15 protein-coding genes, 1 tRNA gene and 2 pseudogenes are annotated in these 16,446 nt (G+C 42.3%); 11 read left to right on the forward strand and 7 right to left on the reverse strand.

The annotated features are described in order from the left end of the window. From V2H77_RS22120 to V2H77_RS22140, 5 genes and pseudogenes are all read left to right on the forward strand, one after another. Positions 1-122 (forward strand): annotated as a pseudogene (locus V2H77_RS22120) (IS630 family transposase); the annotation flags it as partial. 542 nt (positions 123-664) lie between these two features. Then, positions 665-1,441, forward strand: a complete 777-nt coding sequence (locus V2H77_RS22125) for a tRNA-dependent cyclodipeptide synthase (RefSeq protein WP_341500505.1) — start codon at positions 665-667, stop codon at positions 1,439-1,441. Between the two features lie 85 nt (positions 1,442-1,526). Continuing rightward, entirely contained in the window at positions 1,527-2,786 is a 1,260-nt protein-coding gene (locus tag V2H77_RS22130; protein WP_341500506.1) for a cytochrome P450, cyclodipeptide synthase-associated, read from the forward strand. 161 nt (positions 2,787-2,947) lie between these two features. Then, positions 2,948-3,328, forward strand: a complete 381-nt coding sequence (locus V2H77_RS22135; protein WP_265377672.1) for a PadR family transcriptional regulator — start codon at positions 2,948-2,950, stop codon at positions 3,326-3,328. A 133-nt stretch (positions 3,329-3,461) separates the two neighbouring features. After that, positions 3,462-4,538, forward strand: coding sequence for a methyltransferase domain-containing protein (locus V2H77_RS22140; protein ID WP_341500507.1), 1,077 nt, complete (start codon positions 3,462-3,464; stop codon positions 4,536-4,538). A gap of 98 nt (positions 4,539-4,636) precedes the next feature. Here the strand turns inward: V2H77_RS22140 and V2H77_RS22145 are convergent. The 3 genes from V2H77_RS22145 to glyQ form a co-directional block, all read right to left on the reverse strand. Then, positions 4,637-4,713: transfer RNA gene (locus tag V2H77_RS22145), tRNA-Pro, on the reverse strand. A gap of 182 nt (positions 4,714-4,895) precedes the next feature. Beyond that, positions 4,896-6,965 carry a glycine--tRNA ligase subunit beta gene (glyS, locus tag V2H77_RS22150; RefSeq protein ID WP_341500508.1) on the reverse strand — a complete coding sequence of 690 codons (2,070 nt, stop codon included), beginning with the start codon at positions 6,963-6,965 and terminating at the stop codon, positions 4,896-4,898. Positions 6,966-6,974: 9 nt separating this feature from the next. Further along, a complete protein-coding gene (gene glyQ / locus V2H77_RS22155) occupies positions 6,975-7,889 on the reverse strand; it encodes a glycine--tRNA ligase subunit alpha (protein WP_049584050.1) in 915 nt (304 codons plus the stop codon). Positions 7,890-8,084: 195 nt separating this feature from the next. On the opposite strand from glyQ, the gene V2H77_RS22160 reads away from it, so the two are divergent. After that, positions 8,085-8,642 carry a DNA-3-methyladenine glycosylase I gene (locus V2H77_RS22160; protein WP_341500509.1) on the forward strand — a complete coding sequence of 186 codons (558 nt, stop codon included), beginning with the start codon at positions 8,085-8,087 and terminating at the stop codon, positions 8,640-8,642. A gap of 206 nt (positions 8,643-8,848) precedes the next feature. Then, positions 8,849-10,102, forward strand: a complete 1,254-nt coding sequence (locus V2H77_RS22165; protein ID WP_088374987.1) for a valine--pyruvate transaminase — start codon at positions 8,849-8,851, stop codon at positions 10,100-10,102. Positions 10,103-10,379: 277 nt separating this feature from the next. Here V2H77_RS22165 and V2H77_RS22170 read toward each other — a convergent pair. Next, positions 10,380-10,592, reverse strand: a pseudogene (locus V2H77_RS22170) (helix-turn-helix domain-containing protein); the annotation flags it as partial. A gap of 3 nt (positions 10,593-10,595) precedes the next feature. Further along, positions 10,596-10,721 (reverse strand): type II toxin-antitoxin system HigB family toxin, encoded by a 126-nt coding sequence (locus tag V2H77_RS22175; protein WP_430198876.1) that lies wholly within the window; start codon positions 10,719-10,721, stop codon positions 10,596-10,598. Between the two features lie 393 nt (positions 10,722-11,114). On the opposite strand from V2H77_RS22175, the gene V2H77_RS22180 reads away from it, so the two are divergent. Then, positions 11,115-11,435 carry a YceK/YidQ family lipoprotein gene (locus tag V2H77_RS22180; RefSeq protein WP_265377824.1) on the forward strand — a complete coding sequence of 107 codons (321 nt, stop codon included), beginning with the start codon at positions 11,115-11,117 and terminating at the stop codon, positions 11,433-11,435. A gap of 62 nt (positions 11,436-11,497) precedes the next feature. Here V2H77_RS22180 and V2H77_RS22185 read toward each other — a convergent pair whose 3' ends face one another. Next, the gene (locus tag V2H77_RS22185) at positions 11,498-12,787 is read right to left on the reverse strand and encodes a DUF3748 domain-containing protein (protein ID WP_341500510.1); all 1,290 of its coding nucleotides are present in this window, start codon (positions 12,785-12,787) and stop codon (positions 11,498-11,500) included. Positions 12,788-12,921: 134 nt separating this feature from the next. Here V2H77_RS22185 and V2H77_RS22190 point away from each other — a divergent pair, with 134 nt between their 5' ends. Next, complete coding sequence (locus V2H77_RS22190) at positions 12,922-13,539, forward strand: trimeric intracellular cation channel family protein (RefSeq protein WP_341500606.1); 618 nt, start codon at positions 12,922-12,924, stop codon at positions 13,537-13,539. Here the strand turns inward: V2H77_RS22190 and ligB are convergent. Continuing rightward, positions 13,533-15,269 carry an NAD-dependent DNA ligase LigB gene (ligB, locus tag V2H77_RS22195; RefSeq protein WP_341500511.1) on the reverse strand — a complete coding sequence of 579 codons (1,737 nt, stop codon included), beginning with the start codon at positions 15,267-15,269 and terminating at the stop codon, positions 13,533-13,535. The genes V2H77_RS22190 and ligB overlap by 7 nt on opposite strands. A gap of 300 nt (positions 15,270-15,569) precedes the next feature. Between ligB and V2H77_RS22200 the strand changes: the two genes are divergently transcribed. Beyond that, on the forward strand, positions 15,570-15,818 hold the full coding sequence (locus V2H77_RS22200; protein ID WP_036814298.1) for a type II toxin-antitoxin system CcdA family antitoxin: 249 nt from the start codon (positions 15,570-15,572) through the stop codon (positions 15,816-15,818). Next, positions 15,818-16,141, forward strand: a complete 324-nt coding sequence (locus V2H77_RS22205) for a CcdB family protein (RefSeq protein WP_012776412.1) — start codon at positions 15,818-15,820, stop codon at positions 16,139-16,141. Before V2H77_RS22200 ends, V2H77_RS22205 begins: the two co-directional genes overlap by 1 nt. Positions 16,142-16,446: the final 305 nt, after the last annotated feature.

Genomic DNA, 16,446 nt, shown 5'->3' on the forward strand with positions numbered 1-16,446 from the left:
CGGATAAACATGAATTTCGAGACAAAGTGTTCAAATTTTTCACTACAACGCTACCTGATATAGCGGACTCGCTGACGTCCAGAATTAACGACCATTTTCAGGTGCTAAAAACTGCATTTTGAAGTTTATTGGGTATATACCCTATGGATTTCAAGATGCATCGCGACGGCAAGGGAACGAATCCCCGGGAGCATAGATAACTATGTGACTGGGGTGAGCGAGCGCAGCCAACAAAGAGGCAACTTGAAAGATGACAGGTATATAGGTTTTTCTAAATACTTAATTTACTGCCAACGTCGGTAAACTCACGGGCAAAAAATAATTATTGGCTCTTTCCATTGACCTAGCCAATATGAACAGAATATCTACTAATGTACTCAAATAAAGGCCATATAATTAATATGGTAAATCATGTTGAGATGGAGCTAAAAATACAGCACCAGATATTACTGTCTGAGCAACCCCTTAATCGAAAAATGCTATCTGCTCTCAAGAGCGACAGTATGTTTTTACATCCAATTTTCGATAGTTTTTGACATTTTTACGAGATTCACTTAGATCAAATTTATGTATAAATATTTTAATAGGGATGTAATGAATTTCTATAAAAATTAAAAAATTTATACAGGATTATATCGGATCACATTAAAAAAATGGAAAGTCAATGGAAATGTTATCTACTGAAAGAAAATACGTAAAAGAAACGAATAATCAAATATTATCAGTCAATTCAGCATTGTTACACGAAAATTCAGCATTATTTACCGTTCAAGGTGAAACCTCTCGTTGTAACCAAATTATTCAGAGAGGTGATCATGCATTAGTAGGGATCAGCCCCTTTAACTCGCGTTTCTCAAAAGACTATGTTATGGACCTTATTCGGTGGTCAAATCATTACTTCCAACAAGTCGATATATTGTTACCTTGTGAATGTGAAGCTTCACGCCTCTTAGTCGCTAGTGGAACTGAGAAAGCTAAGGCTATCAAGAAAACACATCGCGAAATTAAACGTCATTTACGTAACCTTGATGATGCTATTTCCATGACAAAGTTAAAAAGTAAGCAAATCAGAATTATCCAATTTAGTGACTTTGCACTAAACCACGACTACCAATCTCTTAAAACACAAGTTGAAAACGCTTTCAATGAATCAGAATCTTTTAAAAAAATCTGCCTTGATATGTCCTTCCAAGCCGTAAAAGGGCGACTAAAAGGTACTGGACAATACTTTGGTCAAATTGACCTACAATTAGTATATAAAGCATTACCATATATTTTCTCTGAAATTCCCTTTTACCTCGATACATCTCGATTACTTGGAGTAAAGTCTTCTACATTGCTCTATCACCGCCCTTGGCCAATCGGAAAAGGATTATTTAGTGGTAGTTATCCTATCCAAGTAGGAGATAAACAAAGTTACGGAATCGTCACTCAATTATAAAATACACAGAATTTTATGAGATAGTAGCTGTATTAAGGCTAATAGGCTCTTAGTACTAAATATCATTTAGAAAGGAAGAAAAATAATGGCTAAATTAAGTTCTTTCAACATCCAAGATCCAAAATTTATAAAAAATCCTTACGATTTTTACGACATCTTACATAAACAAGATTTAGTTTATTTTGATCAATCCCGATACGGCTATTTTATTGGCAAATATGAGGATGTTGAAACTATTTTAAAATCCTCACGTTTCAATACAAAGCCATTAACTGAACCGGAATCTGTTATGGGGGATCGCGTTCTTATTCAAATGGAAGGTAAAGAACATGCGTGTAAACGAAAACTCATGATTCAAGGGCTTTTAAAAGATTATTTTAATAGTCACTACAAACCCATGATTCGAAATATTACAGAAGATCTCTTACGACCTCATATAGAAAAAGGAAATATAGATCTTGTTAATGACTTTGGCAGCGATTACGCCGTATTAGTTACATTAGGTATTCTTGGATTGCCAAATGATAACTATCTTGACATAGCTGAATGGCACAGGGGTATCACCAATTTTGTTACCCATTTTGACCAAACAGAGCCAGAAAGAATATACAGTCTCGAATGTGGCCAGAAATTGATTCGCTTACTAAATCCTATAGTAGATCAGAGACGGTGTCATCCCGGTAAGGATATTATATCTATATTTTGTCAAGATACAGAGATGTCCAAAAGTGAAATTACAGCATTGAGTTTAAATATTCTATTAGCGGCGATAGAACCTGCTGACAAAATATTAGCAATGATGTTTAATCACTTAATATCTAATCCAGATATGCTTGAGGCAGTGATTAAAGATCGCAGTCTAATTCGAGACGCATTTGAAGAAACTTTGCGTCTGACGCCACCAGTACAGTTAATTCCAAGAGAAGCGAATGAAGATATCACTATTTCTGGTATCGATATTCCCAAAGGCACTTCAGTATTTTGTATGATTGGCGCCGCTAATCGTGATCCATCGGTTTTTCACAAACCAAATGAATTCGATCTACATCGAAGAAAGAATGCAACTTCGCAACAGCAAGCAAATCGAAAGAGACATTTAGCTTTTGGTGCAGGGACTCATGCTTGTATTGCGGCCGCATTTTCATTTAGTCAGTTGGAAGTTTCATCCAATATTATTTTGGATCGCCTGCACAATTTACGTTTTGCGGATAACTATCATTATCAAGAAGTAGGAGTGTATACACGAGGGCCTTCCAAACTCCTTTTGAATTTTGATCCAAAAATATCGTCTATTTCAGAGAATGGTAGCTCTGATTTGAAAATCACTATGGGGATGATGGAATAGGAACATAAAGTTCAGAAGATCCATCTAAATACTGATAAAGGGATGCCGGAAGTGGGCATCCCTTGAAATAGTCAGGAGATACCTGCACTTATTATAGAAAAGAGTTAAAACTGACTACCTTATACATTGACGCCTTGATGCTCAATGTATATGATGCCGTTATGAACAAATCGAAGAAAACACTTAACACTGTTGGGCGAACAACAGTGGACTACACTGATCGAATGTATTGGAATGGCATCATTAAGATGAGCTTATCCAAGTTTTTCATTCTCAGCGCCCTACAACAACGGCCTATGCACGGTTACGAAATTGCCCGTGAGGTTGAACGTTCTACCCAAGGGTGTTGTTCACCTACTGAAGGTACAATTTATCCGGTGCTGCGTGAATTTGAGCAGGGAGAATATGTCACGGTACACAATGAAACCGTTGCAGGCCGTGGACGCAAGGTATACACATTAACCGACAAAGGGCGCAAAGCTTTTGCTGTCGCTGTAGAAGCTTGGATGGAAGTTGCTACACATATCAATCGTCAGCAATGACGGTTTTTTTTAACTCAATACATTGACCATCTATGCATTGATCAGGAATATGAGGAATCTATTGTAAATCTGGCGCCAAAATTACCGAAACATCATATCAGCCTGCTGATGATTTAATTCAAAGGAGATAAATATGAATGAACAATCATTTAAACAGAGGATTGAAGAGGTACAACATTATTATGGCAAAACCCTGTCTAGTAGAGAGGATCTTGCTATAAATGTATGCACGGTAGACAACACCACTTCAGACAGAATCAAAGAAGTTCTTAAACTTATCCATCCTGATGTACAGAGCCGTTTTTATGGTTGTGGTACGCCTTTTCCTCCCTTGCTAGAAGGAACGACAGTATTAGACTTGGGATGTGGGAGCGGGCGGGACTGTTTTATTCTATCTCACCTCGTAGGTACTGAAGGTAAAGTTATTGGTATTGATGCAACGACAGAACAAATCGAGTTTGCCCAGAGTTTTGTGGATTATCATCGTCGAACCTTTAACTATCCATCCACCAATGTGCATTTTCAACAAGGCTATATCGAGTCACTAGAGGAACTTGATTTACCACCTGAAAGTATAGACGTTATCGTCTCAAACTGTGTCATCAACCTATCTATATCCAAAGCAAGCGTGTTGGCAGGTATGGCTCGTTTACTCAAACCTGGCGGTGAAATCTATTTTTCTGACATTTTTTTAGATAGAAGGCTAGAGCAATCACTGAAAAATGACTCACAAATTGTTTGTGAATGTATCGGTGACGCGATGTACTTTGAAGATTTCATACGGCTGGCAAGAACAGCCGGTTTTCATGATGTTCGTGTCATTAATAGCAATTTGAAATCTATAAATAATAAGGAGATCGAAGCGAAGCTAGGCGGGGCAAAACTGTATTCAATGACGTTAAGGCTGTTCAAATTAGACTTGGAAGATCGCTGCGAGGACTATGGTCAAATTGCAATTTATAAAGGCAATTTACCAGATGCGCCTGATCAATTTGTGCTTGATCGAGAACATATTTTTGAAACCGGCAGAGCTGTCCCCGTATGCCGCAATACTGCCGATATGATCACCAAAAGTCGTTACCATACACTCTTTGATTTAATTGGCGATGGGAAAAAACACTATGGTCTTTTCAATTGTGGAAAGCCGAACAATTTTGATACTGATATCAATGTTATGCAAATCTATGCGCCAAGCGGCTGTAACTGTTAGAGTAAACGCCAGATGACAAAAAGCCCTACAGCAATCACTGTAGGGCTTTTCTATTTTCTTTAAGTCTGCGGCTTATTTGACGTCCACAAACTCTAAATTGGTCGGCGAGAGAGGATTCGAACCTCCGACCCACTGGTCCCAAACCAGTTGCGCTACCAAGCTGCGCTACTCGCCGAAAACGAGGCGAATCTTACTGCGCTCGCTATAGGCCGTCAATACCTTTTTAATAATCATAAGTTAGTTGCTGATAAAAACAACTGAAACTCAGCTATGTCGAGCACCCTCAATCCGTAGAAGTAAAAACTACGGTTCCGACGATTATATTTCCCAACCGTCAGAACCGATTATTTCAAATCACTATTGCAATAACGAAATATCAGCAACTCTCAGGAACAGAGCACGCAATTCACTTAACAGAGTTAAGCGATTCACCCTCACCTGTTGGTTTTCATCCATTACCATCACATTGTCAAAGAAAGCATCGACAATTTCTCTCAAAGACGCCAATTCAACCAGCGCTTCCTGATAGCATCCTTCAGCAAATAAAGGCGCCAGTTTATCCTGTAAAGCCACCAGATGTGTTGCCAGTTTCACCTCTTCCGGCGCTTTCAGCGCAGAAACATTTACTTTTTCATTCAACGTCTCTTCAGACTTTGCCAGAATGTTAGAAACACGCTTATTCGCGGCTGCCAACGCAGTGGCTTCATCCAATGTGCGGAAGTGTGTCACCGCTTTAACGCGGGCATCAAAATCAGCCGGTTGGGTTGGACGACGCGCCAATACCGCCTGAATAGTATCAATGCTGTAGCCTTGCTCCTGATACCAGGCCCGGAAACGGCCAAGCATAAACTCAACTACGTCATCTGTAACCTTGGCATTTGTCAGCTTATCGCCATACAAACGAACCGCTTCTTCCGTCAATGCTTGCAAATCCAGCGGCAATTTTTTCTCGACGATAATACGCAGAGCGCCTAACGCAGCACGACGCAGCGCAAACGGATCTTTATCGCCTTTCGGATGCTGACCAATGCCAAAAATACCCGCCAGAGTATCCATTTTGTCAGCAATCGCTAACGCACAAGAAACGCCAGTAGAAGGCAGTTCATCACCGGCAAAACGCGGTTGATACTGCTCATTCAATGCCAGAGCAACATCCTCTGCTTCACCATCATGACGGGCGTAATGCATTCCCATCACGCCTTGCGTATCGGTGAACTCAAATACCATGTTGGTCATCAAATCACATTTGGACAACAAACCAGCACGGGTAGCATGATTCACATCAGCGCCGATTTTATCTGCAATCCAACCGGCCAACGCCTGAATACGATCGGTTTTATCACGCAAAGTACCAAGTTGCTTCTGGAACAAAACCGTCTCCAGGCGAGGTAGATTATCTTCCAAACGCTGTTTACGATCCGTCTTAAAGAAAAATTCTGCATCAGCCAAACGTGGACGGACTACCTTTTCATTACCAGTAATGATTTGCTGTGGATCAGAAGAGTCAATGTTAGCAACAAAAATAAAGTTAGCCATTAACTTGCCAGCGTTGTCGTAAACCGGAAAATATTTCTGGTCGCCTTTCATGGTGTAAACCAACGCTTCTGACGGCACTGCAAGGAATTTCTCTTCAAATTTCGCCGTCAGCACAACCGGCCATTCAACCAATGAAGTGACTTCTTCCAGCAGACTGTCACTGATATCAGCAACGCCGCCTAGCTTAACCGCCGCTTGCTCTACATCCTGCTTAATCAGTGTCTTGCGGATTGTATAATCTGCAAGCACTTTACCGCGTTGTTGCAAAATCGCCGGATACTGTTCTGCATCATCAATCGTAAACTCAGGTTCACCCATAAAACGGTGACCACGAATGACACGCGCAGATTTAATACCCAGAACCTCGCCTTCAATCAGTTCATTACCAAATAACATGGTAACGGTATGAACTGGGCGAACAAACTGAGTCTCTTTATCGCTCCAGCGCATCAGTTTAGGAATAGGCAACTTATTTAGCGCACTGTTGACCATCGCCGCCAGCAACTCTTTGACACTGCGCCCTTTAACCAGAGCGCGATACAATAACCATTCGCCTTTATCTGTCACTAAACGTTCAGCCTGAGCAGCCGTGATACCACAACCGCGAGCCCAACCCTCAGCCGCTTTTGTCGGTTTACCCTCAGCATCAAATGCCTGAGCAATCGCTGGACCGCGCTTTTCTACTTCACGATCAGCTTGCGCCTCATCCAAATTAGCAACTTTCAATGCCAGACGGCGCGGCGTTGCAAACCAGCTCACTTCGCCATACGCTAAGTTCGCGTTATCCAACTCCGCCGCAAAATTAGCAGCAAATGCTTCAGCCAATGAACGAAGAGCCTTCGGCGGCAACTCTTCGGTGCCGATTTCCACCAGGAAAGTCTGTTGAGTCATGACAGCCTCTTAGTTCTGATTCTTGTTACACATAGGGAAGCCTAACGCCTCACGGGAGGCATAATAAGCTTCTGCAACCGCTTTGGTCAGGGTGCGGATACGCAGGATATAACGCTGACGTTCAGTCACCGAGATGGCTTTACGAGCATCCAGCAAGTTGAATGTATGACCCGCCTTGAGAATACGTTCATAAGCCGGCAACGGTAGCGGCGTTTCTAATGCCAGCAAATCCTGAGCCTCTTTTTCATATTGTTCGAAGCAGGTAAACAGGAAATCGACATCCGCATGTTCAAAGTTATAGGTAGATTGTTCCACCTCATTTTGGTGATAAATATCGCCATAGGTAGTTCTACCCAACGGGCCATCGCACCAAACCAGATCATAAACGCTGTCTACGCCTTGGATATACATTGCCAGACGCTCAAGACCGTAAGTGATCTCACCCGTGACCGGTTTACACTCAAGGCCACCTACTTGTTGGAAGTAAGTAAACTGAGTCACTTCCATCCCATTAAGCCACACTTCCCAACCCAATCCCCAGGCGCCTAACGTTGGGTTTTCCCAGTTATCTTCAACAAAACGGATGTCATGAACCGTTGGGTCTAATCCTAGCTCCTTCAGAGAACCCAGATATAACTCCTGAATATTATCTGGAGATGGTTTAATAATGACTTGAAACTGATAGTAATGTTGTAAACGGTTAGGGTTTTCACCATAACGGCCATCGGTCGGACGGCGAGAAGGTTGCACATAAGCGGCGGCAATTGGCTCTGGGCCAAGTGCACGCAGGCAAGTTATTGGATGAGAAGTACCCGCACCGACTTCCATGTCCAATGGTTGGACAATGGTACAGCCTTGGCGCGCCCAATAATCCTGCAATGTCAGGATCAGCCCCTGAAAGGTCTTGGTATCAAACTTTTGCATGTTGGATCCGCACGCGATACATATGAATTTGAAAGGAAGCTGGTCAGTATACCCTTTGACCTTAAGATATACAGCCCTGAATTCGCTCTTAATTTCGCCCTGAAATAAAAAAATCTCAATTTGGTTATTTTACTTGTATATCTATACAGTTAAGGTACTGTCAATTCCTAACCACTCATACTGAAAGTAACGACTATGGAATTAACACGCTGCCATTGGGTTACCTCTGACCCGGAATATCTGGCCTACCACGACAATGAATGGGGGAAGCCGCTAAAAGATAGCCAAAAGTTGTTTGAAATGATTTGCTTGGAAGGGCAACAATCTGGACTATCATGGCTGACTATTCTGAAAAAACGTGAAGGCTATCGTAAATGTTTCCATCAATTTGATCCGGCAAAAATTGCTGTCATGGATGAAAATGATGTAGAACGACTAATGCTTGATCCCGCTATTATCCGTAACCGCGCCAAAATTAACGCTATTATCAACAATGCGCGCGCCTATCTTAAGATGCAGCAACAAGGAGAAGAATTCAGTACTTTTATCTGGCGCTTCGTCGATAACAAACCCATTATTAATCAGTGGGAAACGAGCACAGAAGTACCGGTAAAAACAGAGATTTCAGAAGCGTTATCACAAGCGCTGAAAAAGAGGGGATTCAAATTCATCGGCAGCACTACTTGCTATGCATTTATGCAAGCTACTGGTTTGGTCAATGACCATACAATAAACTGTTTATGTAGAAAATAAATTCAGTGAATTACTATCGCACTTAAGATTAATATGCATAATAAAGCTGGATGTTAACCAAACATTCAGTTCTTTGTTTTAAATGCTAAATTAAACGCAATATTAAATAACCAATAGTCATAATTTTCCAGATTGCACCCCAATAATGCGCGGAGTATGGTGTTATGTCTGTTAATCCAAACAACACACCGACAACGAACGTGGCTATGATTTTTTCTCAATTTGGTAACAAATTCACACAAGATGCAGGCATAACCCGCCTGATGAATGACCTTAATCAAGGGTTGAGGACGCCTGGCGCAATTATGTTAGGCGGCGGCAACCCGGCACATATCCCGGAAATGGATGACTATTTTCAGCAACTACTGACAGAGATGGTCGCCAACGGCCAACTCACTGACACGCTATGCAACTATGATGGGCCTCAAGGAAAGGACACATTAATTCAAGCATTGGCAGAGATGTTGCGCGAAAAATTAGGTTGGGAGATTGGTACACAAAATATTGCCCTGACCAATGGCAGCCAAAGTGCATTCTTCTATCTATTTAACCTGCTGGCTGGACGCAGCGAAGATGGCTCTGTGCGCAAGGTGCTGTTTCCGCTAGCGCCGGAATATATTGGTTATTCTGACTCAGGGCTGGATGAGGGCTTATTTGTCGCCAATAAACCCAATATTGAATTATTGCCAGAAGGCCAGTTCAAATATCATGTTGATTTTGACCATCTCAATATTACCGAAGATATTGGCCTGATCTGTGTTTCTCGCCCAACCAACCCAACGGGTAACGTTATCACTGATGAAGAGTTACAACGGTTAGATTATCTGGCTCAACAACACCAAATTCCATTGCTCATCGATAATGCTTACGGCGTGCCATTCCCAGGTATTATTTTTAGCGAAGCTACACCATTGTGGAATCCCAATATTATTCTGTGCATGAGTTTATCCAAATTAGGGTTGCCGGGTTCACGCTGTGGAATCATTATCGCTAACGATAAAATCATCAATGCCGTCAGTAACATGAATGGCATCATCAGTCTTGCGCCGGGTGGTGTGGGCCCCGCAATGGCATTGGAAATGATCCGCCGTAATGACTTGCTTCGTTTGTCACAAGAAATTATCCGCCCGTTCTACCAACAACGGGTTCAAGATGTGATTCAGATTATCCGTCGTTATCTGCCGGCAGAACTTTGCCTGATCCATAAACCAGAAGGCGCCATTTTTCTGTGGCTATGGTTCAAAAACTTGCCGATAACCACAGAAACGCTCTATCAAAGACTGAAAAAACGTGGTGTGTTAATGGTTCCAGGCCACTATTTCTTCCCCGGGCTGGAACAAGACTGGCCGCATACCCATGAATGCATGCGTATGAATTATGTTCCTGATCCGGAAAGTATTGCCAAAGGGATTGCGATTCTGGCAGAAGAGATTGAGCGAGCACATCAGCAAGCAGCTTAAGATCACTAAAATAAATAGTAAAAGCCCACCTCCCTAGGAGTTGGTTTAAGGATGACAATAAAAAAGCTCCTGCTCGGAAAGACAGGAGCCAAATGACAACGAGGACTTTACATAATTATTCTCAGAATTTGTAGAATGCTTTGTGCATTAAGAAGAGTGAAAGAAACACTCCCTGTTTACCTACTCTCCTTAAGCAGCCCCTATTCAATCAGAAATTTCTAAATCCAATGCCTTGAATAGGCGGGTTTTTGTGCGTTTACTGATGGCTAATGTGAGGCCCATCTGAATCCATACGGAATTTTATCGCTTCAATGGGATTTGGCGGATCAATCGGGAAATGTTCAGTCTCATAAGCCTCAATCAGCAAGACCATGACTTCCATATAATCAAATTCAGGAGATCCAATTTCAGGCTGATTATCAAACAATAGCGAGATGGATTTTAAAGCTGCCTTGTAATCCTGTTCTGTTCTGATTGGTTTAACATTCATAGCTTACTCCGACTCAATTGTATTGGCGTCTATCGCATCATATTCTTGATGTATTCTAACAAATTTCACATACAGCCAGCCAATCGGGTAAAAAATGCAAACAATTAAGCGATAGTTGTTACCTTTGATATTAAATAGCTGTTATGTAGTTAAGCCTATAAACTATAAGGACTTATCACCCTAGAAAGGAGCACAACACTCTTTAGAACCTTATTATTAACAGACAAAAGCCAAATTGTTTTAGTCTCAAAAATTACTTAAGTTATAGGCTATTCAAATTATTATGACGACTTACATTATTTTTTATTAGTCAAAAAACAGAAAAAAATCCTGTTACATAAAAAATTCACGACTTTTTGATGTCAATGCTATGGTCAACGTTGCGTGACGTGATTATAGTGATTGATGTCAAAACCCTTCGTTAAGGGATTTGGAGAAATTTGGGGAAATAAAGATCACCCAACAAACTCAAGAACGGGCGAACTATTTCAGCGGATTAGCCATACGAGATCGATAGAACCGATGAAGAGTAATAAACTAATTCTATTTTGCGTCATATTAGGATGGCTGTTAATCAGCGGGTGTACCAGCATCATGACACATTCAGGGCCAAGTCGCGGTTATTATCCCGGAGCTAAAGCCAACATTGAAATGTTAAAAGACCAAGAGACAGGTTGGGTAATGAAACCATTACTCGCGATTGATCTGCCTTTTTCCGCGATATTAGATACTCTGTTATTACCTTATGACTATATAAAATCTGACGAAGATCAATCAGCAAGTTCACCAAAAGAGCGAATTGAAAAAATAGAAAAAGCACAACATCAAACCAAAAACAATTAATTGATAATCCGTTCCGGTTTATTTATTGCCACCAGCAGAAAATGAACTGGCGGCAAATATATTTATTTCAATCCGGTTTCCACCAGGAAAATTTGCATATAACCATCGACTTCACGCGTAAATGCAACATAACGGCTATCCGGTGAAATCACAACCGCCTCAGCAGCAGGCGCTTTTTCTGTACGCTTCGTCAAACGTTGCATCTGACCATTTTGTACATCGCATAGCATCACACTGTTATCACAAATAAAAGCAACATACTGACCACGGCTTTCCCAACTAAAAGCAGATTGAATGCCACAATGACTGTGCGTTATCTGACGCGGTTCTCCGCCATTTGGCGATATTGTCCATAGTTGGACAATGCCATTGTCATCTTTCATCAGAAAACCAATCTGCTCACCATCCGGTGAGGTCCACAGCCAGTGACGTGGATTATTCACTACCCCAGGCCAACGCTTATGACTGGTAAATGTCAGACGACGCTGCATGATATTAGCAGGCGGCGCGGGTAACGTTGTTTCCGTACCTTGCAGTGGTTTTTCCCCTGCTATTGCATAATCAGTATCCTGTTCGGGTAAATCAACAATATAGACTTCCGGTACCTTTTCTCCTGTTGCAGAGATAGTATCGCCAATAAATGCCAACGCCCAACGCTGCCAATTTCCATCCGCTTTACGATATCCTGCTTGACCTATCCAGCACTCCTCATAGGCACGGTTAATCTCATCACTATCTGGCTCCGGTTGAGATGTTGTAGTACTGACGACAACGGAGAAATAGCTACCATCATATTCACGAGGATGTTGTTTAGGCGGTTCAACTGATTTGAGGGGCACAGCAACGGCGATGTTGCGTAAATCCAGCGCGGGATCAAGCTCATGCATAACATGGTCGTTATAAGTAAAACTCAGACGACTACCATCCGGGCTGAATACATGAACATGACTGCCTCCACGCAGCGCTCCCGGCGTATAAGGAGCAGTAATATCCATTGCATCCAGCGTAACCGCTTTTCCCGGCGCATCCTCACTGACAATCACGCCCCGCCGATGATGAAAATCATAATGCCATTGCTCATCTGGAAATTCAGGCCCATGAATAAACGCATACCGGATAGGTTCTGTTGGGCTGACTGTCACCACGCCAACATGAGCTCCATCCTTGGCCTGATAGATAATTTCTGTTTTGCCGCTGTATACATGAATTTTTTCTATCGTTAAACCGGTAAAAGAAGCGCCGTGAGGACGAACATCATAAGCTAACCACTGGCTGTCTGGTGTCCAGACATTAATATTGGTAAGCTGGCGACTACGATGATCAAACGTGATTTGCCATTCCTGAAAGGCCATTTTATTATCCTTATATCAGGTTTTTTCGGATAAATAATATTAATCCGAAATAGATGGAACTAAAAAATTTCAGTCGAGACTTTACCACTTCGACATTACTCTTACTTTTTTATGCTGCGCACATTTTATTATCTATGTTACTAAGTGTTCTTTATATCATTGGGATTACCGCTGAAGCGATGACCGGCGCTTTAGCTGCGGGCCGCCGTAAAATGGATATGTTCGGCGTGATTATTATTGCTTCTGTAACGGCAATTGGCGGCGGCTCCGTTCGGGACATGCTTCTCGGGCACTATCCCCTCGGTTGGGTTGAACACCCTGAATATATCGTTACCGTTGCCTGTGCCGCCGTAATCACCACTTGGGTTGCCCCCATGATGAAGCATTTACGCCGTCTGTTTCTGATCCTTGATGCCATTGGTCTGATTGTCTTCTCCATTATTGGTGCGCAGATTGCTCTGGATATGAACTATAGCCCAATAATCGCCTCCATTGCCGCGGTTATCACCGGTGTTTTCGGCGGCGTGCTACGCGATATGCTGTGTAACACCATTCCATTGGTTTTCCAGAAAGAGATTTATGCCGGCGTCTCTTTTGCCGCCGCTTGGTTATATATTGGTTTACAGCACACGCCATTACCGCTGGATGGCATTGTTTTGATTACCCTGATCGTCGGCCTGACAGCAAGATTGGTTGCTATTCGCTACCGCCTTGGATTACCTGTCTTTAATTATGAACATTCTGATCACTGAGCCATACCAACGGGGTTCGGCCCAACCCCGTTTTCCCGATCAAACCCCTTGATTCCTGCCACTGACAGTTTCTCGGCAATTGCTTTAATCTGCGTGTCATTGACAAAATCAGACAACTTTTTCACTTGCCCGCGAGTGAATTGCTGTTTTAACTGTGCTCCGGCTAATTTCTGCTCCAATTGCTGCCAGTGATCAACATCGTCAGATAGCTTATCCATATAAGGCACTCCAATGCCTTTCATCCAATAGGAAAAAGGTTGATTCTTTGCCTTACTGAATTGTGAATACATAGCCTGTGCCCGTTTATCACCGATTCCTGGTAAAGCGGCAATATCTTGAACTGAGAGCGTTAACCAACCGGTTAAATCAGTAACTAACTTCTGTTCACTCAGCATTGCCCAACTACCGCTACTGACACCTGTCATATGCAAATGTTCACCAAGCCATTTCAGCCGGGCATTAAACTGTTGTTCACAACCTGCCGTTAACGTCAGGCAACTCAACGCATGATAACGCTGCTTATCTGGCGGCTGAATATTCTGACGCTCTTTGATCCGCCACACCACCTGAGCTAATTTCGGGATACCATGACCCGCAAGTGTAAGAGTCACCCGATCCCCCGGCAACACATCCAACTGTTGCCAACGACGGACTGAACCAATATTAACTCGGCTGACTTGTCGGTCATCCAGTTTTACCTTATCTAGCCCAAGCACAACTGAGATTTTGCCCGTTCTGCCAATAGTAAAGCTCACTTCCCTGACTTGTGTGACCTGATGGCGTAAAGGGTGTTTCCATGCCACAGCCCAACTGTTGGAGCCAGACCGCCATTGATTCCCTTTAGGTTCAATTTCCTGTTTCAGCACGATACCGTCTGTAGCGAAAGGCATAGGTTGCTCAAAATAATGCATCCGCAGTTTCTGTACCTGCTCTGGCCTCTCTATTTTATGGCTATAGCGAAGCGCGAATGGAAAACCCATACTCGCCAGTTTCTGCAATTTACTTTCCATATCCACAGGGCCATCCGGCCAGCTCCAGATAAACACACCGATTTGCTTTAATTCTGGCGAATGCTCCTTGCGCATCATCAAACCCGCAACACGATTACGAGCGCCATCACTGCCGGACAATTGCTGTCTATGCCCCTCTTTATGCAGAAAAAGCTCGCCTTGCAACACCAGATCAAATGGAGCATTTTCTATATTTTGGGGAATATCGGGAATATGTCGGCTTTTCGCTGTCCAGTCTACTCCTGCGGAACCATTGCCTCGGCTAATTAATGAAACTAATTTCCCATTCTGATAAACCAGTGTTACCGCCACGCCATCAATCTTTGGCTGTAACCAGACAGGTAATCTGCCGTGCAGCCATCGGTTAATTTCCCACTCGTCTTTCAGTTTGCTTAATCCGGTATGAGCAACTGGATGAACCAGCTTATTATCGGGAAAAACTTCTACAGGAAAATCTGAATGAGGCGCCTGTTTCAGGCAGAGTTGCCAATGAATTAACTCCGCCATTAATTGATCATAAACTTCATCATCGATCTCGCTGATCCCTTTCTGACGATAAAGTTGATCCCATTGAGCCATCTGTTGCATCAGACTTTTTGTTTCATGTTGCAATTTGTCCTGCGACCATGCAGGACAATCTTTCTCTGTATTCAATGTTTCAGCCGCAACTATCGGTGTACTGAAAACAATAAACAGAATCAATATCAATAAATTAAGCATCCGTTGCTCCCTTGCTATCCATGTATAACAGCAAAATAGAGGATAAAGAGATGCTATCCAAGGCAGAGATAATAACTTTGCGAAGCGGTTCGAAGAATAACTGCCTGAACCCCCAAAGTAACAGACTTTTTTATATACTGCACAAAACAGATAATTACGGTGAGAACCTGACTCATTTAACTATTTATTGCATTGCAATTAATAATTAAATTCTAAGTCTTTCAAGAAGCAGGATACTTGATTGTTTTTCCGTTACCCATCATACTTATGCGCATACCTTTGCGCATAGGAGTAAACACCATGAATACCGTTACCTCTCCCCGTAACAGCACCAAAAGAAGCACCAACGTGTACCTGACGGCTTCACTGGTCGATAAAGCCCATAGTATGGACATGAATCTCTCAGCAACACTAGATATTCTTCTGGCGCAGGCTATAAAAGCCAAACAGGATGAGAGAGAGAAAGAGAAAGAAGATATGCAGGCTATGAACATATTCATGGCGAAAGCTGGAATGCTCACAGACGATGAATTTTTCGGGAGCCTGTAATGCCACAGCAATTTGATGTGTATCGTAATCCATCGGCCAAAACAAACAGGCTTTGGCCGTTTTACCTTATTATCCAGAATGATTATTTTGATGATTTAACAACAAGGATTATTGTTCCTCTGGTATCTAAAAATGACATTAGCCTCAACCAGAAAAGAATCACCCCTCAGGTGGTCATTAATAATAATAGTTATTATATATTTACACCGGCAATAACGTTTCTGGATGCAAAAAAAATCAACAAATCAGATTTTGTATGCAACGTAGCCTCATCCAGAAATGAAATTATCTCAGCCCTCGATGCTATCATAACGAACACCTGAACCCGCAAAGAGAAGAAAAGAGAAGAAAGATAACTAGAACCGTCAGACCCCTTCGTGCGGAGAATGTAAAAAATACCCGCTCAATCCGGGCAATTTTTCTCTGTATTCAATGTCTCATTGGCAACTATCGGTGTACTGAAAACAATAAACAGAATCAATATCAATAAATTAAGCATCCGTTGCTCCTTGGCTATCCATGTATAACGGCAAAATAGAGGATAAAAAGATACTATCCAAGGCAGAGATAATAACTTTGCGAAGCGGTTCGAAGAATAACTGCCTGAAATCCCGAAGCAACAGACTTT

Source organism: Photorhabdus sp. P32, assembly GCF_038085095.1.
GTDB classification, from domain to species: domain Bacteria; phylum Pseudomonadota; class Gammaproteobacteria; order Enterobacterales; family Enterobacteriaceae; genus Photorhabdus; species Photorhabdus luminescens.